The organism is Streptomyces sp. NPDC006235 (assembly GCF_040613735.1).
Lineage (GTDB): Bacteria > Actinomycetota > Actinomycetes > Streptomycetales > Streptomycetaceae > Streptomyces.
In genome coordinates this window covers 75,854-90,378 of sequence record NZ_JBEXSR010000040.1, presented here as the reverse complement: position 1 = coordinate 90,378, position 14,525 = coordinate 75,854, and the positions used below count along the sequence as shown (strand labels likewise).

Genomic DNA, 14,525 nt, shown 5'->3' with positions numbered 1-14,525 from the left:
GTCGTCACGGACACGCTGTACCGCACCCACCCCGACCTGCCTGAAGGCCAGCTGGCCAAGCTGCGGGCCGCGGTGGTGAACTCTGCCCCCATGCCGGCGCCTGTGCCTGCCGCTACCGGGCCCACCCCGCCGGGGGTTCCCGCGCGGGGTGGGTTGACCGCGGCGCAGGTCAGGGGGACGAACGGGTTGTCGCCTGCGCCGGCGACCGGGTGGCCGGGGGCGCAGGCGTGGCCCAACGCGGCGGGGATGGGGCAGGCCGGGTAGGGCCTTCTCGCCGTAGGTGGTCTGTGTAGGGCGCGGGTGCGGGTTGTGTGTGGTTGATCGCGCAGTTCCCCGCGCCCCTGGAGACCTACACTGCTGTCAATTTCCACTGCTGGCAGTTGTTGTTGAGCCAGGTCCACTGGCGTACGTCCGCACTGTCCGTCGTCGCGCAGTTGGCCACGTCCGCCACCTTTCCGGTGGCCTGGTTGGTGATGCGGACGTAGCCGCTGTCGGTGGTTATGAACCGGTACCGCTGGCAGGTGTTGTTCAGCCAGGACCACTGGCGGAGGTCCGCGCCGTCGGCGGTCGAGCAGTCGGCGGTGTCGAGGACCTTGCCCGTGGCGACGTTCACCAGGCGGTGAGTGTCGTCGCCGAGGTCCTCCAGGCGCCAGCGCTGGTTGGTTCCGCCGTTGCACGTGTACTGCACGACGTTGGCGCCGTCGGCCGACGAACTGCCCGCGACATCCAGGCATTTCCCGCTGTTGCGGTTGGTGACCGTGTAGGTCGTCGAGACGGCGGACGGCTCACCCGAGGGTCCTGGCAGGGAAGCTCCCAGCCGGACGGGCGTGCCGAGGTTCGGGGTGCCGTCGGAGTTCCAGGTGAACTTCTGGGCCCGGGTCGTGCGGCCGTTGTCGCAGCCCTCGGAGGCGGAGTCGTTGGCGTGGTAGACGATCCAGTTCTCGCGTCCGTCGGGTGAGGTGAAGAAGCCGTTGTGGCCGGGCCCGTACACCCCGCCCGCGTCACTGCGCTGGAAGACGGGCGTGGACTTCTTCGTCCAGGAGGAGGCGGAGAGCGGGTTGGAGCCGGTGAGCTCCAGTTGCCCGAGTTTGTAGTCGGGCGTCCAGCAGCCGCTCGCGGAGTAGACCAGGAAGGTCCGGCCACCGCGTTGCAGCACCTCCGCGCCCTCGTTGACGGTGCCGCCCTGCCGCTCCCAGGCGTACGTCGGCGTCGAGATCGTCGCGTAGGAGCCGCTGACGGTGTACGGGTTGGACATGGGCGCGATGACGAGGTTCTGCGTCCCGCCGGTGGTGATCGCGCTGCCCAGCATGTACAGCCGGCCGCCCACGTTCATCAGGCTCGGGTCGAGCATCCAGGCGGAGTTGAGCTGACCCTTGTAGGTGTAGGGGCCCATGGGGTCGGACCCGGTGCTCTCCAGCACGTGGCTGCGCTGCGTGGGGTTGTAGTCGGACACGTTCTGCCCGGCGACGTAGTACAGGTACCAGCGGCCGCCCACGAAGTGCAGCTCCGGTGCCCAGATGTTGCAGCACCGCGAGGCGGCGTCGCCCTTCCACACCTGGACGCTGGGCGCGGTGGAGAGCCCGGCGAGGGTGGCGGACTTGCGGATGGTGATGACGTCGGTCCAACTCGTCGTCACCAGGTAGTAGTTGCCGTCGTGGTAGGAGATCCAGGGGTCGGCGCCCTTGACGGACTTGACCGGGTTGGCGAAGGAGGCGGCGCTCGCGGTGGGCTGGCCGAGGGTGAGGGCGAGCAGCAGGGCGGCCAGCAGGGTCAGTAGGCGACGGGCCATCCGCTGCTCCAGTTCAGGAGGTTGACGCCGAGCTTGGGCGTGCCGTTGTCGTTGCCGTCGTAGTAGTGGTAGACGATCAGGTCGCCGTCGGTGTCCTTCAGGATCGACTGGCCGCCCGGGCCGATGACGCTGCCGTGCGACTCCAGGACGGGCGTGCCGCCGTTGTTCCGCAGGTCGACGCCGTTCTTGTCGCGGTACGGCCCGGTGATGCTCGACGCGCGGCCGACCTTGACCTTGTACGTCGAGCTGGTGCCGGCACAGCAGGTGTCGTAGGAGGCGAAGAGGTAGTAGTACCCGTTCCGCTTGACGATGAAGGGCGCCTCGACGGCCTTGGTCCCGGTGGGGCGGGAGGCGAGGGAGTAGCGGGTGGTGTGGGAGGAGAGCTGCTTCCCGGTGGACGGGTTGATCTGGATCATCTTGATCCCGGTCCACCAACTGCCGAAGGACAGCCACCACTTGCCGTCGTCGTCCACGAAGAGGTTCGGGTCGATGGCGTTGAAGTCGCTGGCGGAGTTCGACGTGTAGACCGTGCCCTGGTCGGTCCAGCTGCCCGGCCGGCCGGTGCTGGAGGTCGCGAGGCCGATGGCGGAGGTGTTCGAGCCGAACTTCGACACCGAGTAGTACATCAGGTACTTGCCGCCGTGGTACGAGATGTCCGGCGCCCAGGCCTCCGGCACGGAGGAGTAGTTCCGCCACCAGCCGGGCCGGCTGGAGAAGGCGTCGCCGCCGTTGCGGAAGGCCGTGCGGTCACCGGACGTCTTGCTGGCGATGCCGCCGCCGGTCGCGTAGAGCAGGTACTGACCGGACGAGGTGCGGACCATCGACGGGTCGTGGGTGACGATGTCGCCGGTGACCCGGCCGGGGTTGGGGTACGCGGACGCCGCGCTCGGCATCAGGGCGAGCAGGGCGGCGGCGGGGAGAGCGAACAGGGCGGTTCTCTTGCGCAGGATGGAGCGGCTCATACGGTCCTCCTTGCGGTGGGGGCACAGCTGACCGGCATTTCGAACAGCGATCGCAAGTTCGAGCGGACCGTAGAATCGAACCTCTTGCGCGTCAATGGTCCGCGCAGCAACAAACCGCTCGGCCGAGGTCGGCACACGGACCGGCGTTCGTCACGGCCGTCCGCCGAACTCCCCGGCGTGCAGCTCGACACCGGCATACCAGCCCCGCGTCAGCACACCGCGCGCCGTCTCCCCGTCAGGGGCCCGGACCAGCGCCGCCGGGGCCGAGCCCAGCCCGAGAACCAGGTAGCGGTTGCCCGTCGTCGGGCCGCCGGGGAAGTCCCACATGGTGCGGCTACGACCAGTGCTGCTCCAGCAGCTCTTCGCGCAGCGGCAGCGAGCCGGGACGGCGTAAAGTCGGTCCGGCAGCAGCGCCGATTCGGGGGGATCATGACGGCAGCCGACGCACCACCCATCGTCTTCGTGCACGGGACGCGGTTCAGCGCGGGGCAGTGGAGCCCGCAACTGGCCGCGCTGCGGGACGAGTTCCCCGTCGCCGCCGTCGACCTGCCGGGGCACGGGTCCCGTTCCGCCGAGGCCTGGAGCCTGAAGGCGGCCGTTGAGGTCATCGCCGGTGCCGTGGAGTCGCTCGGGTACGGGCCGGCCTTGGTCGTGGGGCACTCGCTCGGGGGTTACGCCGCCCTGGAGTTCGCGCGGGTGCGCCCGGAGCTGTTGCGCGGGCTGGTGCTCGCGGGGGCCAGTGCCTCGACTCGTGGGGCGTGGGCGGTGCCGTACCGGTGGGTCGCCGGGCTCGTGCCGCGTCTGCCCGCGGATCGGCTGGCCGGGTGGAACGACTGGCTGCTGCGCAGGACGTATCCGGCCGAGGTCGTCGATGACACCATCCGGTCCGGTTACGCGTTCCATGCCCTGCCCGCCGCCTGGGGCGAGGTGCTGGGGCGTTTCGACGCGGGCGCGATGCGTCATGTGGGGGCCCCGGTGCTCATCCTGAACGGCGAGAAGGACGGCGTCTTCCGGTCCGGCGAGGCCGAGTTCGCCCGGGCGCATCCGCGGGCCCGCGTCGAGTTGCTCCCGAGGGCCGGGCATCTCGCGAACTTCGACGATCCGGACGCCTTCAGCGATGCCGTTCGCCGATTCGCCCGGCAACTGGTCACCAGCGCATGACCTGGGCGGCCCACCCGGCCCGACGCCGGTGGGCCGGGGGGCCGCCCCTCATCCCGTCAGGACTTCGCCGGGCACTCCTTCCACGCCATGTGGTACACCGTGCTGATGTCCCCGTCCGTCGAGTCCATCGTCATGAAGCTGACCTTGTCGGCCGACTGGGTGCCGGCGTTGACCCGGAGTTCGGTGTTGATGTTGAAGTTGCGCTGGACTCCGCAGGGCGCGTAGACGAGTTGGGCCCAGTCCGTCTCGTCGGTGGCCTGCCAGTTGTCGTTGTAGGGGCCGCTGAAGGGGTGGTTCCTGGCCACCGTGCTCGGCGAGCCCTGGAAGTAGTACGAGGCTCGCTGGGTGGCGCTCGCGCCGCGCTGGAGTGAGGCGAAGCCCCGGTAGTCGGCGCTGGCGATGGCGTACGTGAAGCCCTGCGGCACGTGGACGATCAGGCTGAGCTGGCAGTTCCTGCGGAACGCGGTCGGGTCGGAGCCCCCGCCGGCCTGGGCGAGGTAGTCGCTGTAGGTGACGGTGAACGCCGTGTTGTCCTCGGAGACGGCGACCGCCGCCGTGCCCTGGGGGCAGCCGGAGCCGTTCACGGTGGCGACCTTGATGACGATCTTGTCCGGGGGCGGGTCGTCGAACCCGGAGGACGGGGATTGTGCGGGGAGTGCGCTGGTGAGGAGCGCGGCGATCGCGCCGCTCAGAAGCAGGCCACCGGCCATGGTTCTCCCATCCGTTCGTGGGGGGTGGAACATGGAGGAGGCATGAGCATGTCAAGACGACAGCGCATGCGCGCCCGACCTGTGACCATTCCATGAAGGAGCTGTGAAGGCCGGGAGCGGTCGCATCGTACGCACGGCGGAGGGAGCCGGACAGGGCGGTCTCCGGCCATTCACAGTGGCGGGATCACACCGGGGGGAGGGGCGCGGGGCCCGTTCCCGCGGGCCCCGTCGACACCAGCGGTACCGGCGGGCGCATAAGGTGCGTTACCAGTGCGTCAGACCCAGGACACCCCGAGGACGCGATGAGGATCACCCACCGGCACCCCCGCGGACGCGGCCCGTCACGGGTTCTCCCAGGCCGCCGCCCGTCACGGGTTCTCCCAGGCCGCCGGTTCCGCCGCCAGCCGCTCCACCGGCTCGGGCAGCGCCCCCGCCGCGAGGTCGGCGATCGTCACGCCCTCCAGGATCCTGCGCACATTGGCCCGCAGGGCGATCCACAGCGGCAGCAGCGGCTCGGCCGTGCCGGAGTAGGCGAGGCCGGTCGGGCGCTCGCCGCGCACGGAGACGATCGGTCCGTCCACGGCCCGGATCACGTCCGCGACCGTGATCTGCGCGGCCTGACGGGCCAGCCGGTAGCCGCCGCCCCCGCCGCGCCGGCTGTCGACGACACCGCCGCGCCGCAGATCGCCGAGGATCCCCTCCAGGAACTTGTGGGGGATGTCCTGCGCGGTGGCGACGGCCTCCGCCTTGACCGGCCCTTCGCCCTGCCGGACGGCCAGCTCCACGACCGCTCGTACCGCGTAGTCCGCACGTGCCGAGATCCTCATACGACCATTGTCGCGGTCGGCCCGTAGACAATGACCCACCAGCACCACGTACGGCACGGCAGCACAACAGGAGGCGCTCCCTTGGAGCTCAGCAGGCGTACCTTCCACGCTCTCGCCGGCACGGCGGCGCTCGGCTTCGCGCTGACCGGCAGCGGGTCGCCCACCTCCGCCAACCCGGCACGGACGGTGCCCACGGGCCCGCCGCCCCCGGTGCCGAGCGCGGACGGCAGGCGGCACGAGGTCGGCTTCGACCGGTACTCGCTGCTGGTCGACGGCCGGCGCCTCGTCCTCTGGTCGGGCGAGCTGCACCCCTTCCGGCTGCCGAGCCCGTCCCTGTGGCGGGACATGCTGGAGAAGATGCGTGCCCACGGCTACAACGCCGTCAGCGTGTACGTCGCCTGGAACTACCACTCCCCCGCCCCCGGCCGGTACGACTTCACCGGTGTGCGCGACCTGGACCTGTTCCTGCGCATGGCCGCCGAGACCGGTCTGTACGTGATCCTGCGGCCCGGCCCGTACATCAACGCCGAGGTCGACGCCGGCGGCTTCCCCGGCTGGCTGACCGCGACCGAGGGCACGGCCCGCACCTCCGACCCGACGTATCTGCGGTACGTCGACGAGTGGCTGACCGCCGTCAACGCCATCGTCGCCAAGCGCCTGTTCACGCGGGGCACGGGCACGGTCCTGCTGTACCAGATCGAGAACGAGTACGACGCGCACGTCGACGAGCCGGCCGGGCGCGCCTACATGTCCTACCTGTACGAGAAGGTCCGCGCCGACGGCATCGACGTGCCGCTGTTCCACAACGACAAGGGGCGCAACGGGGCCTGGGTCCCCGGGTCGTTCGGCACCGGCGGGGAGAAGGGCCGCTGGCTGTACGGGTTCGACGGATATCCGGAGCCGGACGAAGTGCCGCCCGACTGGGGGCACTTCGGCGTCGGCGGGACGAAGGGCGGGGCCACGGCCAGTCCGCGCACGCCCGGGTTCGTGCCCGAGTTCGGCGGGGGCTGGTTCGACCCGTGGGGCGGGTCCTGGTTCGACGGGAAGGGCTACGCCGAGGCGCGCCGGACCCGGGACGCGGCGTACGAGCGGCGCTTCTACCTCACCAACCTCGCCAACGGCATCACGCTGCACAACGTCTACATGACGTACGGCGGCACCTCCTGGGGCTGGCTGCCCGCGCCGGCCGTCTACACCTCGTACGACTACGGCGCGGCCTTCGACGAGGCGCGCAACGCCACCCCGAAGCTCGCCCCGATGCACCAGATCGGGCAGCTGCTGCGGTTCGTGCCGGACCTCGCCAGGCTGAACCGGGCGAAGGCCGTGCGCGCCGCGGACGAGCGGATCAAGGTCTACCACCTGGCCAACCCCGACACCGGCGCCCACTTCTACGTCCTGCGCAACGACTCCGGCGAGGCGGTCACCTCGACGCTGCCGGAGGCCGGGATCGACGTGCCGGTCACGGTCCCGGCGCGGGACGCCAAGCTGATCGCCGCGGGGCTGAAGCTCGGGCAGCGGACGCTCGTGCACGCCACCGTGCAGCCCATGCTGAGCCTGACCGCCGGGCGGCAGGAGATCGCGGTGTTCGCGGGCCGGCGGGGAGATCTGGCGCAGGTCGTCCTGGACTGCGCGGACGAGCCGACGCCCATGCGGCTGGACGCGGAGCCCGCGTGGTCCTGGAACCTCGGCAAGCTCAACGTCACCGCTCCGCTCGGCGCCGGCGGGCTGAGCCGGGTGCGGGTCGAGGGAGACGGCGTGGACACGCCGATGCTGCTGCTGTTCGCCGACGACGCGACGGCCCTCAGGCTGTGGCCGTACGAGACGCCTTCCGGAGCGCTGCTCGTCTACGGACCGGCCCTGCTGCGTTCGGCGAAGCTGCGCGGCTCCACGGTCCACCTCACCGGCGACACCACCGCGCAGACCGGCCTGGAGGTGTGGGGGCCGCGCGGGATCACCCATGTCACGTGGAACGGGCGTCCGGTGCCCACCCGGATCAGCGCCTCCGGCAGCCTGCTGGCGCTGCGGCCGCTGCCCGGTGTGGCCCGGCCGGCGCTGCCCGCCCTGGACGGCTGGCGGCGGCGGACCGAGAACCCGGAGGCCGAGCCCGGCTTCGACGACTCCGGCTGGACGGCGGCCGACAAGGAGACGTCGTTCAGCACGACGCCCGTGCCCGACGGGCAGCCCGTGCTGTTCGCCGACGACTACGGCTTCCACTACGGCGACGTCTGGTACCGGGGCGAGTGGACGGACGGACGCGGCCTGGAGTCCGTGTCCCTCGACTACAGCACGGGCACGCAGGGCCTGCTGATGGCCTGGCTGGACGGTGAGCCGCTGGGCACGCACCGGATGCCGGTGCCGGACAGGGACCGGGCGCGGCAGGGCACGTGGACGGCGAAGGCCACCTTCGACCTGCCGAAGGAGCTGCGGAAGAGGTTTCGTGAGGAGAGCCCGGAGCAGCGGCATGTGCTGTCCGTGCTCGTCCGGCGGATGCAGCACGACATGGACGGCACGGCGCGTGACACGCACAAGGCGGCGCGCGGACTGACCGCCGCGACCTTCGAGGGCGCCTCCCCGAAGGTGACCTGGCGGATCCAGGGCGCGTCGGCGCCCGATCCCGTGCGCGGGCCGATGAACAACGGCGGGCTGTACGGGGAGCGCGAGGGCTGGCATCTCCCGGAGTACGACGACGGGGACTGGAAGGACGCCGAACTGCCGCGTGCCGACCGGCGGCAGGGCGTCACCTGGTACCGGACGGATTTCCGGCTCGATGTCGAGCCCGGCGTCGACGCCTGCGTCGGGCTCGTCCTCGACGACGACCCCGAGCGGGCCTACCGCGTCCAGATCTTCCTCAACGGCTGGAACATGGGCCAGTACATCAACGACGTCGGGCCACAGCACACGTTCGTGCTGCCGAACGGGATCCTCCGCACACGTGGTGCCAACACACTGGCGTTGGCCGTGTTGTCCGACGGGACCACACCGTCGGGGCCCGGGGAGGTGCGGCTGACGCTGCTGGGCGCGGCGGCGGGAGGCGTGCCGGTCTCACCGGTGTGACCGGATCGAGCCGTCCGTGTGCATTGCCTTCTCCGGCAGGCTGGGCCACCGTTTGGCCTTTCAGGGCTGCCGACAGGGAGGGGAACCTCGTGCGAAGACGGCGTTTCATCGGTGGATTAGGCGGAGTGGTCGGGTCCGGGCTCGGGCTCGCCCCGCTGCGGGGTGGCACGGCCTGGGCGGCTCCCGGTCTCCTGGGTGAGCCCCGCGAGTGGCAGGCCGTCCCCGGCCCGGAGGCCACCCCGGCCGCGCAGCTGATCGACGTGGCGGCCGCGGGCCCGGATCTGGCCTGGGCCGTGGGCGAGGAGGGCCGCAGCGGGAGCGTACGGGGGACGGCGCTGGCGCTCGTCTGGGACGGCACGGCCTGGAAGCGCACCGGCCCCGGCTTCGCCGGCCACCTCGGCTCCGTCGCCGCCGCACCCGACGGCTCCGCCTGGGCCGTCGGCACCGACACCTCCGGCACGGCCCGGCTGCTCGCCTGGGACGGGTCGGCCTGGCAGGAGGCCGACTTCCCCGGACGCGGGGCGGCCGGGACGTCCCTCACCGGGGTCGCGACCGGCCCCCGCGGGCACGTCTGGGTCTCCGGCCGCAACAGCGACGGCTCGGTGCTGCTGCACGGCCGCCGGGGCACCTGGACCTGGCTGGAGGCGCCCCCGGCCACGACCACCGTCGCGCCCTCCGGCGTCCACCGCGCGCACTGCGGTGACATCTGGGTCTACGGCGATCAGCTCGTCGCCCGCTGGGACTCTCAGGCCTGGACGGTCCTGCCGGCGCCCGGCGGCATCCGGGCCGGCTTCACCGGGCTGCTCGCGGTCGCCCGCGACGACATCTGGCTGACGGGGTACGACTACGGCATCGGCGGCCCGCCCGGCAAGCCCCCGGGTGTCCGGCTGCTGCACGGGGACGGCGGCCCCTGGGAGAGCGTCACGGCTCCGTTCGGCGTCGGCATGCTCACCGGCATCGTGGGGGACGCGCAGGGGCGGCCGGACCGCATCGCCGGGTGGGACTTCTGGGACCAGACCCGGGCCCACTACCTGCGGTGGGACGGCACGGCCTGGGTGAGCGAGCGGGGGCCGGTGGCCACGACCCCCGTCATCATGAACTCACTCGCCACCGTGCCGGGTTCGGGCGGGTACTGGGCGGTCGGCACGACGTCCACCTCGCCGTCCTCGTCCGCCCAGGTGCGCATCGAACGCTGACCCGTCCGGTCCGTCACGCCGGCCGGATCACGCCAGCCGGATCACGTTCCAGGACACCGGCTCCAGGACGGTGCTCAGCGTGCCGTCCTGGAGGGCCGTGCCGTCGCCCGGGTGCGGGGCGACCCGCTCGGGGTCGTCGAGGGTGTTGCGGGCGTCGGGGTCGGCGTCCGCGAGCACGCTGTGCTCTACGACCCGGGTGAGGTCGAGACCGTTCAGGGCGACGTCGAGCGGGAGGGCCTCGGTGCGGCTGCGGTTCACCGCGAAGACCGTGACCGCGCCGTCCTCGGCGCGTACGGCGGTGGCGTGCAGCAGGTCCGTCTCGCCGAACTTCTTCGTCTCGTACGTCGGCGAGTCGACCCGGACGTCGAGGACCTGGCCGCGGCCGTACCGGGCGGCCTGGGCGAAGGGGAAGAACGTCGTCTGCCGCCAGGCCGGGCCGCCCGGCTCGGTCATGATCGGCGCGATGACGTTGACAAGCTGGGCGAGGCAGGCGACCGTGACGCGGTCGGCGTGCCGGAGCAGGGCGATGAGGAGCGAGCCGAAGACGACGGCGTCGGTGACGCTGTAGTTGTCCTCCAGGAGGCGGGGGGCCTCGGGCCAGTCGTCCTGCTCGAAGGTCTTCGCGCGGGCCTCCCACTCGGGCAGGTACCAGACGTTCCACTCGTCGAAGGAGAGGTTGATCCGCTTCTTCGACTTGAGCTTCGCGCCCACGTGGTCGGCGGTCGCGACCACGTTGTCGATGAAGGACTCCATGTCGACGGCGGAGGCCAGGAAGGAGTCGATGTCGCCGTTCTCGGGCCAGTAGTAGGCGTGCAGCGAGATGTAGTCGACGAGGTCGTACGTCTCCTCCAGGACCGTCGCCTCCCACTCGGCGAACGTCGGCATGGACTGGCTGGAGGAGCCGCAGGCGACGAGTTCGACGCCGGGGTCCATCTGGCGCATGGCCCGGGCCGTCTCGGCGGCGACGCGGCCGTACTCCTCGGCGGTCTTGTGGCCGGTCTGCCAGGGGCCGTCCATCTCGTTGCCCAGGCACCACAGCCTGATGCCGAAGGGGTCCTTGTCGCCGTGGGCGGCACGGAGGTCGGACAGGGCGGTGCCCTCGGTGTGGTTGGCGTACTCCTGGAGTTCGAGGGCTTCCGCGACGCCTCGGGTGCCGAGGTTGACGGCCATCATGGGCTCGGCCTGGGGGCCGATCTTGCGGAGGAAGTCGATGTACTCGGAGAGGCCGAAGCGGTTGGACTCCGTCGAGTGCCAGGCGAGGTCGAGGCGGCGGGGGCGGTTCTCCGCGGGGCCGACCGAGTCTTCCCACTTGTAGCCGGAGACGAAGTTGCCGCCGGGGTAGCGGACGGCGGTGACGCCGAGTTCGCGGACGAGGTTCAGGACGTCCTGGCGCAGGCCCTTGTCGTCGGCCGTGGGGTGGTCCGGTTCGAAGATGCCGGTGTAGACGCAGCGGCCGAGGTGTTCGACGAAGCTGCCGAAGAGGCGGGGGTTTACTTCGCCGATGGTGAAGGCGGGGTCGAGGGTGAAGCGGGCGGTGTGCATGCTTGCCTTTCGAGGTTCAGTTTCGTCTGCGGGTGCGTGGGGGCTGGTCGCGCAGTTCCCCGCGCCCCTAGAAAAGGGGCGTTTACTGCCCTGCCAGGCCGGTGTGCGCGACGCCCGCCACTATCTGGCGCTGGAAGAAGACGAAGACGATGATCAGGGGCAGGCCCGCCATCAGGCCGCCGGCCATGAGCTGGGCCCACTGGATGCCGTAGGAGTTCATGACGGTCGCGATGCCGTTCGGCATGGTCATCAGGTCGGGGTTGTTGGTCACCATGTACGGCCAGAGGAAGTTGTTCCACGAGGCGATGAACGTGAAGATGCCGACCGCGGCGAGGGAGGGGCGGGAGAGCGGGAGGACGATGGTGAAGAAGACGCGCCAGCGGCCCGCGCCGTCGATGAAGGCGGCCTCCTCCAGCTCGCGCGGGATGCCCTGGAAGAACTTGTAGAGGATGTAGACCATCGCGGCGGGTGCGCACTGCGGCAGGATCATGCCCCAGTAGGTGTCGACCATGCCCATCTGCTGGACGGTGGTGAACAGTGGCACGCCGAGGACGGCGGGTGAGATCATCAGGCCGGCCATGACCAGGCCCATCAGCGGCTTCTTGCCGCGGAACTCGGTGCGGGCGAAGCCGTATCCGGCCAGTGCGCTCACCAGCAGCACCACGGACGTCACGCAGACGGAGACGACCACGGAGTTGACGAACCAGTTGGTGATGTTGCCGGTCTCGAAGAGGGCCTTCCAGGCCTGGCCGGTGACATCCCTCGGGAGCCAGTGCGGCGGTACCTCCACCGCCTCCGTCTCCGACTTGAGGGAGGTGAACAGGGCCCAGGCGAAGGGGGCCAGGAAGGCGGCCGAGACGGCTGCGCCGAGGAGGGTCAGGACGATCTGGCTGGGGGTCCACGGCTTGCGGGGCTTCACCGGTACGGCGGTGGTCATCGGGCGCTCTCCTCACGGTTGCGCAGCAGCCACATCCGGGCGAGGGCGACTGCCGCGATGATCACGAAGAAGATGACGGAGATCGCGGAGGCGTAGCCCACGCGGTAGCTGGTGAAGCCCTCTTCGAGGGTGTACTGGACGAACGTGCGGGTCGATCCCTCGGGCCCGGGGAGGAAGTCCATCATCACGACGGCCTGGTCGAAGACCTGGAGCGAGGCGAGGATCTGGAGGGCGACGACGAGGCCGGTGATGTTGCGCAGCATCGGCAGGGTGATGTGGACCATGCGGTGCCAGGCGTTGGCGCCGTCGAGCTTGGCGGCCTCGTAGAGGTGGCCGGGGATGCCCTGGAGGGCGGCGAGGTAGAGCAGGAAGCTGAAGCCGACCGTCCACCACAGGGTCTGGATGACGATGGCGAGCATCGCGTACGACTTGTCCGTCAGCCACGGCGTCTCGATGCCGAAGACGTAGTTGATCATTCCGGTGCCGGGGTTGAACAGCCACTGCCACAGGTTGGCCGCGACGGTGGACGGCAGCAGGAACGGGGCGAAGAAGCACAGCCGCCACAGCCACTTGCCGCGCTCGATGTGGTGGGCGAGCATCGCCAGGAGGAAGGCGAGGACCGTGATACACGGGACGACCAGGAGCGTGAAGTATGCGCTGTGGCCGAGGGAGTCCCACATCAGGGGGTCCTCGATGGCCTCGCGGTAGTTGTCGAGGCCGATGAAGCGCGTGCCCTCGCCCGAGATGTTGGCGTCCGTGAAGCTGAGGTAGACGCCGCGCAGCAGCGGCCAGATCACGAAGAGCGTGAACAGCAGGAGGAACGGGGCCACGAACCAGCCGCCGTGCTGGAAGCCCTGGCCGCGGCGGAGGGTGGCGCTGCCGGCGGCTGTCCTGGCGCGGGCGGGGGCGGCGACGGTCCGGGCGCTGGTCTGGGCGCTGGTCGCCATCATGCGGTCGCACCTCCTTGTGCGGCTGTGCGGCCGTCCATGGGGTTCTTCATGGCGAGCAGGTGGGTGAGTGCGCTCTTCATCCGGCGGGCCGCGGTCTCCGGCTTGGCGGAGCCCAGGGTCGAGGCGACGACGATCGGGCCGACGCGCTGGGCGAGGATGCCGGTGGAGCCCGCGAACCACACCTTCGGCTCGGTGGCCTGGTGCTCCATGGCCGAGACGTACTCGCTCTGCGGGTCCAGCGCCTTGTACGCGGCGGTGGACAGGGTGGGCGTGTAGGCGGGGATGTGGCCGCCGGCGGCCCACTGCCGGGCGTGCCGGACGACGTAGGCGGCGAGCCGGTGGGCGGCCTCGTTGGCGGGGCCGCCGCGGTCGGACTGGTGCGGCAGGACGAAGGCGTGCGACTCGGCGTGGGTGGCCGGCTTGCCGAAGACGGGCGGCAGCGGGGTGGCGCCGTAGTCGAGTTTCGCTCCGGAGAAGACCGGCACGGACCAGTTGCCCTCCCAGACGAACGGGGAGCCGTTGAGGAACTGCTCGGCGCCTGCGGACCCGGCGAAGCCCGGGTTCGCGTACCCGTCGGTGATGTGGCGGCGCAGGAACTCCAAGACCTGGGTGGCCTTGTCGGTGTCGAAGGTGACCTCGGTGCGGGCGGCGTTGAACCAGGTGCCGCCGAGCTGGGTGTAGAACGCGACGAAGAACCACCACTGGAAGTTCTGGTCGTTGACCCACAGGCCGATGGTCTGGAGCCCCTTCTTCGTGGCCCGCTTCGCCTGCTTCAGCACGTCGAACCACTCGTCGGCGGAGGTGACGGGCACGATCCGGCCGTCGTCGCCGAGCAGGCCCGCCTTCTTCAGCACGTCCTTGCGGTAGAAGCAGAGCTGGACGTGGATGTCGAGCGGGAGAGCGTAGAGCTTGCCGTCGATGACGGCGCGCTTCCAGAGGGCGGGGTTGAAATCGGCTTCCCGCACGCCGTACTTGCCGAGCAGGTCCACGTCCCAGGGGTCCAGGAAGCGGCCGGGCGAGAAGCCGGTGACCCGGCCGAGGTGCATGACGCCGAGGTCGGGTGCGCGGTTGCCCGCGGCGGCCATGGCGAGCTTGGTGTAGAAGGGGCTGCCCCACTGGAGAGTGGAGTCCTTCACCGCGATGTCCGGGTTGGCCTTACGGAAGGCGTCCAGCATGGCGATCATGTTGGATCCGTCGCCGCCGCTGAAGAGGTTCCAGTAGCGCACGCGGGTGTCGGCGTCGGCGGCGAGTGCGTCGGCGCCCGTGCCGAGCGCGGCGAAACCGAAGCTGCCCGCGACGAAGAGTCCTCCGAGCCCGCCGAGTAGCTGCCTGCGATTCAGGTCAGGTCGTCCCATGCCCTGCCCTTGCTGTCGTGTTCGATATACCGGAAGGTGCTC

General features: G+C 70.7%; 11 protein-coding genes and 3 pseudogenes. 5 read left to right on the top strand and 9 right to left on the bottom strand.

Features of this window, described 5'->3' with window-relative positions; all coding sequences use genetic code 11:
* Together ABZ192_RS34100 and ABZ192_RS34095 are read left to right on the top strand one after the other, a co-directional pair.
* Positions 1 to 84 (top strand): annotated as a pseudogene (locus ABZ192_RS34100) (ribonuclease III); the annotation flags it as partial.
* Positions 85 to 87: 3 nt separating this feature from the next.
* A pseudogene (locus ABZ192_RS34095) lies at positions 88 to 264 on the top strand (histidinol-phosphate aminotransferase family protein); the annotation flags it as partial.
* Positions 265 to 349: 85 nt separating this feature from the next.
* On the opposite strand, the gene ABZ192_RS34090 reads toward ABZ192_RS34095, so the two are convergent.
* The 3 genes and pseudogenes from ABZ192_RS34090 to ABZ192_RS34080 all read right to left on the bottom strand — a co-directional run.
* Positions 350 to 1,789, bottom strand: a complete 1,440-nt coding sequence (locus ABZ192_RS34090) for a family 43 glycosylhydrolase (protein ID WP_356928344.1) — start codon at positions 1,787 to 1,789, stop codon at positions 350 to 352.
* Positions 1,771 to 2,751 (bottom strand): arabinan endo-1,5-alpha-L-arabinosidase, encoded by a 981-nt coding sequence (locus ABZ192_RS34085; RefSeq protein ID WP_356928343.1) that lies wholly within the window; start codon positions 2,749 to 2,751, stop codon positions 1,771 to 1,773. Before ABZ192_RS34085 ends, ABZ192_RS34090 begins: the two co-directional genes overlap by 19 nt.
* Positions 2,752 to 2,901: 150 nt before the next feature.
* Positions 2,902 to 3,084, bottom strand: a pseudogene (locus ABZ192_RS34080) (hypothetical protein); the annotation flags it as partial.
* A 96-nt stretch (positions 3,085 to 3,180) separates the two neighbouring features.
* Here ABZ192_RS34080 and ABZ192_RS34075 point away from each other — a divergent pair.
* Positions 3,181 to 3,912, top strand: a complete 732-nt coding sequence (locus ABZ192_RS34075; protein WP_356928342.1) for an alpha/beta hydrolase — start codon at positions 3,181 to 3,183, stop codon at positions 3,910 to 3,912.
* A gap of 56 nt (positions 3,913 to 3,968) precedes the next feature.
* Here the strand turns inward: ABZ192_RS34075 and ABZ192_RS34070 are convergent, their stop codons facing one another.
* Complete coding sequence (locus ABZ192_RS34070; RefSeq protein WP_356928341.1) at positions 3,969 to 4,622, bottom strand: DUF4360 domain-containing protein; 654 nt, start codon at positions 4,620 to 4,622, stop codon at positions 3,969 to 3,971.
* 368 nt (positions 4,623 to 4,990) lie between these two features.
* Entirely contained in the window at positions 4,991 to 5,449 is a 459-nt protein-coding gene (locus ABZ192_RS34065; RefSeq protein ID WP_356928340.1) for an Rrf2 family transcriptional regulator, read from the bottom strand.
* 81 nt (positions 5,450 to 5,530) lie between these two features.
* On the opposite strand from ABZ192_RS34065, the gene ABZ192_RS34060 reads away from it, so the two are divergent.
* The gene (locus ABZ192_RS34060) at positions 5,531 to 8,503 is read left to right on the top strand and encodes a beta-galactosidase (RefSeq protein ID WP_356928339.1); all 2,973 of its coding nucleotides are present in this window, start codon (positions 5,531 to 5,533) and stop codon (positions 8,501 to 8,503) included.
* A 125-nt stretch (positions 8,504 to 8,628) separates the two neighbouring features.
* Positions 8,629 to 9,699 (top strand): hypothetical protein, encoded by a 1,071-nt coding sequence (locus tag ABZ192_RS34055; RefSeq protein ID WP_356928338.1) that lies wholly within the window; start codon positions 8,629 to 8,631, stop codon positions 9,697 to 9,699.
* 27 nt (positions 9,700 to 9,726) lie between these two features.
* Here ABZ192_RS34055 and ABZ192_RS34050 read toward each other — a convergent pair whose 3' ends face one another.
* The 4 genes from ABZ192_RS34050 to ABZ192_RS34035 all read right to left on the bottom strand — a co-directional run bounded on the left by ABZ192_RS34050 (position 9,727) and on the right by ABZ192_RS34035 (position 14,483).
* Entirely contained in the window at positions 9,727 to 11,241 is a 1,515-nt protein-coding gene (locus ABZ192_RS34050; RefSeq protein ID WP_356928337.1) for an alpha-N-arabinofuranosidase, read from the bottom strand.
* 82 nt (positions 11,242 to 11,323) lie between these two features.
* On the bottom strand, positions 11,324 to 12,178 hold the full coding sequence (locus ABZ192_RS34045) for a carbohydrate ABC transporter permease (protein ID WP_356928336.1): 855 nt from the start codon (positions 12,176 to 12,178) through the stop codon (positions 11,324 to 11,326).
* The gene (locus ABZ192_RS34040; protein WP_356928348.1) at positions 12,175 to 13,125 is read right to left on the bottom strand and encodes a sugar ABC transporter permease; all 951 of its coding nucleotides are present in this window, start codon (positions 13,123 to 13,125) and stop codon (positions 12,175 to 12,177) included. Before ABZ192_RS34040 ends, ABZ192_RS34045 begins: the two co-directional genes overlap by 4 nt.
* Positions 13,125 to 14,483: an extracellular solute-binding protein gene (locus ABZ192_RS34035; RefSeq protein ID WP_356928335.1), complete on the bottom strand. Its 1,359-nt coding sequence runs from the start codon at positions 14,481 to 14,483 to the stop codon at positions 13,125 to 13,127. The genes ABZ192_RS34040 and ABZ192_RS34035 overlap by 1 nt, the downstream gene beginning before the upstream one ends.
* Positions 14,484 to 14,525 lie beyond the last annotated feature (42 nt).

Coding starts and splice junctions, on each gene's coding strand:
- ABZ192_RS34090 (WP_356928344.1), bottom strand. CDS start 1,789: ATGGCCCGTCGCCTACTGACCCTGCTGGCCGCCCTGCTGCTCGCCCTC.
- ABZ192_RS34085 (WP_356928343.1), bottom strand. CDS start 2,751: ATGAGCCGCTCCATCCTGCGCAAGAGAACCGCCCTGTTCGCTCTCCCC.
- ABZ192_RS34075 (WP_356928342.1), top strand. CDS start 3,181: ATGACGGCAGCCGACGCACCACCCATCGTCTTCGTGCACGGGACGCGG.
- ABZ192_RS34070 (WP_356928341.1), bottom strand. CDS start 4,622: ATGGCCGGTGGCCTGCTTCTGAGCGGCGCGATCGCCGCGCTCCTCACC.
- ABZ192_RS34065 (WP_356928340.1), bottom strand. CDS start 5,449: ATGAGGATCTCGGCACGTGCGGACTACGCGGTACGAGCGGTCGTGGAG.
- ABZ192_RS34050 (WP_356928337.1), bottom strand. CDS start 11,241: ATGCACACCGCCCGCTTCACCCTCGACCCCGCCTTCACCATCGGCGAA.
- ABZ192_RS34045 (WP_356928336.1), bottom strand. CDS start 12,178: ATGACCACCGCCGTACCGGTGAAGCCCCGCAAGCCGTGGACCCCCAGC.
- ABZ192_RS34040 (WP_356928348.1), bottom strand. CDS start 13,125: ATGGCGACCAGCGCCCAGACCAGCGCCCGGACCGTCGCCGCCCCCGCC.
- ABZ192_RS34035 (WP_356928335.1), bottom strand. CDS start 14,483: ATGGGACGACCTGACCTGAATCGCAGGCAGCTACTCGGCGGGCTCGGA.